The organism is Rhizobacter sp. P2_H2 (genome assembly GCF_056403375.1).
Genome location: NZ_JBFUFP010000639.1, coordinates 1 through 3,190, shown reverse-complemented (window position 1 = coordinate 3,190; position 3,190 = coordinate 1). Strand labels below are relative to the sequence as shown.

Annotated in this window: 2 protein-coding genes and 1 pseudogene; all 3 read right to left on the bottom strand. The window is 69.2% G+C overall.

Annotation, left to right across the window (positions count from 1 at the left end):
* Nucleotides 1-361, bottom strand: a pseudogene (locus tag AC1D15_RS23890) (hypothetical protein); the annotation flags it as partial.
* A gap of 47 nt (nt 362-408) precedes the next feature.
* Entirely contained in the window at nt 409-2,124 is a 1,716-nt protein-coding gene (locus tag AC1D15_RS23885; RefSeq protein ID WP_477827931.1) for a glycoside hydrolase family 6 protein, read from the bottom strand.
* 40 nt (nt 2,125-2,164) lie between these two features.
* Nucleotides 2,165-3,190, bottom strand: a 1,026-nt coding sequence (locus tag AC1D15_RS23880) for a glycoside hydrolase family 5 protein (RefSeq protein ID WP_477827930.1), incomplete at its 5' end; no start/stop codon positions are given.

The window sequence follows — 3,190 nt, the reverse complement described above, 5'->3', positions numbered from 1 at the left end:
GGGCGGGAGCAGGCGTCGGGGCCGGTGCGGGTGCAGGCGCCGGTGCGGGCGAAGGTGCCGGTGCCGGGGCAGGCGCTGCGGCCGCGCCGACGGCGCACTTCTTCGCCTTGCCGGGGTACGGGTCGGAGCCGAAGGTCGCGGTCGTGCAGGCGATGTTGCCCGACAGCGTCTTCGTCACGAACTTGTCCTTGATGCCGAACGAGACCGAGCGCTTGGTGGTGCCGACCTTGCAGGTCTCGCCTTCATCGGCGCATTTCGAGTAGCCGGACGGCCAGTCCTTGGCGAAGGCGGGTGATGCGACGGTGGCGAACAGCGCGGCGACGGCCAGCGCCGCGGCGCGCGGGCGGGGGAGGTGAGTCATGGGGAGTGATCCTGGTTTGAAAGTCGAAAAGAAGAATCGGGTGCTGCTCACTTGATCGCCGGATAGGCGTTGCGCAGCAGCATCAGGAACTGGTCGTGGAACCACTGGCCGGCATGCGGCGCGCCGCTGAGTGCGTCGACGTTGCCCGAGCCGCACATCGCGTCGAAGCGCTTGCCTTCGGCGTTCGGCGTGGTGGCCGTGCTGTCGCTGGTGCCGTCGGAAGCGCCGGGCGGTTTCACGAACACGTACGCATCCAGGTAGGGGCGGCTCGCATCCGGATTGGCGCGCGGCCGTTCACCGATGCCGGTGTTCTTCACGTTGCACCAGTTGCCGCGGTGGGCGCGACGGTCGACGCGCATGTCGTCGACGTCGGCGGCCGCCTGGGTGGGCCGGGCCGGGCCGCCCCAGCCGTTGCGCGAGGTGTCGACGAGGAACGACAGCGTCTTCGGAAAGCCGGCAGCCACGAACTCCGCGTGCAGCTTGTCGACATAGGTCTGCTCATCGACCACGTGGTTGTATTCGTAGAACTGGGTCGTGCCGCCGGTCTGGACGTATTTCTCGGAACCGTCGAAGAACGGCTCCTGCAGCGGCGTGTAGTTCGCGGTGTTGGTCGCGAAGCCTCGGATGATGCCGAGGTTGCCGCTCGGCGTCGCGCCCTTCACCAGGTTGATGAAGCCGTCGATGGCTTTGCCGCGGTTGCCGTCCCAGCCGAGCCAGCCCGAGTGCGCGATGTCGAGGTACATGTACACGTTCTTCAGCGTCGACAGCTTGTTCAGCGTGTAGCGGATGCCATCGACGTAGACGCCCTTCTGGTTGACCGAATCGCACACTGTCTTGCCAATGCCGATGTTGGTCAGCATGTTCGGGTACGAGTCCGGCTCGATCAGCGTGACGATGCGCAGGCCGGCGTAGGCCGGGCGCGCGAGGATCTCGGCGATGCGGTCGATGTACTGGGTCTTGTACTTCGTCATGCCATCGTTGGCCGAGCTCAGCTCGCCGTTCGACGCCAGCGCCGCGCAGTCGCGGTCGGGCAGGTCGTACACGACCAGCTGGATCGTCATCGGCTTGAGCGTGCTGCCGCTCAACGCCTTCTGCTGCGCGACGGCCGCGTCGAGGTGGTCGACCAAGCCCATCGCGCCGCCGCTGGCCTTGGCGCCATCGATCGCGCCGATGCGGTCCAGCCAGACGGCGGTCGGGAACTTGGCGGCGGCCTTCACCAGCGCGGTGTCGGTGGCCGAGGCGGTCACGCGGGTCAGCGATTGCGCGACCTGGGTGCCGTAGTCGGGGTCCACGTAGAACAGCGCGTCGGCGAACGGGTTGCCGGTGGTGATCAGGCCGGTCGCGGGGGCGGGTGCCGGTGCGGGAGCGGGTGCCGGGGACGGCGAAGGTGCCGGCGAGGGAGACGGTGCCGGAGCAGGTGCCGGCGCAGGAGAGGGCGTCGGCGCGGGCGCCGGGGCGGGCGACGGCGTGGGGGCCGGTGCCGGAGCCGGTGACGGGGAAGGTGCCGGCGCGGGCGACGGCGAGGGCGCAGGGGCCGGGGACGGCGAAGGCGCCGGAGAAGGCGACGGTGCCGGTGCGGGAGCAGGCGACGGCGAAGGAGAAGGAGCAGGCGACGGCGTGGTGGTGGGCGCCGGGGCCGGCGCATTGCTCGTCGGCGACGGCGCCGGGTTGTCATTGTTGTCGTTGCCACCGCAGGCGGCGAGAACGAGCGAGAACAGCAGGCTCACACCGGCGCGTCCGCGCTGGCGTTTTTGGCTTTTCATGTGGCTTCCCTTGATGTGTGTTGAATTCAGAAAAAGCAGGTCACTGCAGGTACGGCTTCAGCACGGTCATCTGCGGCTTGTCGGTGCTGCCTGCGGGTTCGATCGAATACATGTAGCTGCCCCACCAGGGGCCGGCGGCCCACCAGACCCAGCCGGCCCAGACGTCGGCGTTGGATTTGAGGTGGCCGAGCGCGCTGGCCACGGCCAGGTCGCAGGTGGCGTTCGATGCGGCGCCCACTTCGCCGAGCACGGCGCGGTAGCCGTTGCTGCGGGCCCAGGTCGTGAAGGCCTGCAGGCGCTCGGCGCCGATGGTGGCGCTGCTGCAATCGGCATGCGTGCCGGATGAATCGTTGTCCAGGTACTGGTGCACCTCGAACACCATGTTCTTGCCCGGGTCGACGATGCCCTTCATCACGGTGCCGTTCGCGGTGCCGTACCAGTCCTGCAGCCAGCTGTGTGCGCCGGTCCAGGCGTTGCCCGGCACGGTGACGACGTTGGTTGCGCCGGTGGTGCGGATCGCGGCCAGTGCGGCGTTGGCGGCAGCCAGCCACTGCTCGGTCGCGATGTCGTGCGGCTCGTTCATCAGCCCGAACGCGACGTTCGGGTTGCCCTTGAACTGCGTCGCCAGGCGCGACCAGAAATCGGCGAAGGCCGCGTTCGGCACCTGCGTCGAGCCGATCAGGTTGCCGCGGTAGCGCGCGTAGTTGTGCGGATCGATCAGCACCGTGACGCCGGTCGCGGTGACCTGCTGCACGAAGGTGGTGAGCCGCGACAGCTCGGTCGCGTCGAAGGGCTGGTTCAGCGACGGTTGCAGCCGCTCCCACAGGAAGGGCAGGCGCACCGCGTTCATGCCCTTGCTCTTGAAGTAGGCCGYGCTCGAGGCCGACGGGTAGACGTAGTCGGTGTTGTAGTTGCCGGGCAGGTTGCCGGGCGCGAACTCGGCGCTGGCGAGGCTGACGGCGCGCCACGAGAGCGTCGCGGCCGACGGGGCGGGCGCAGGCGAAGGGGCGGGCGCGGGAGCCGGAGCGGGCGCTGGAGCCGGGGCCGGTGTGGGCGCAGGTGCCGG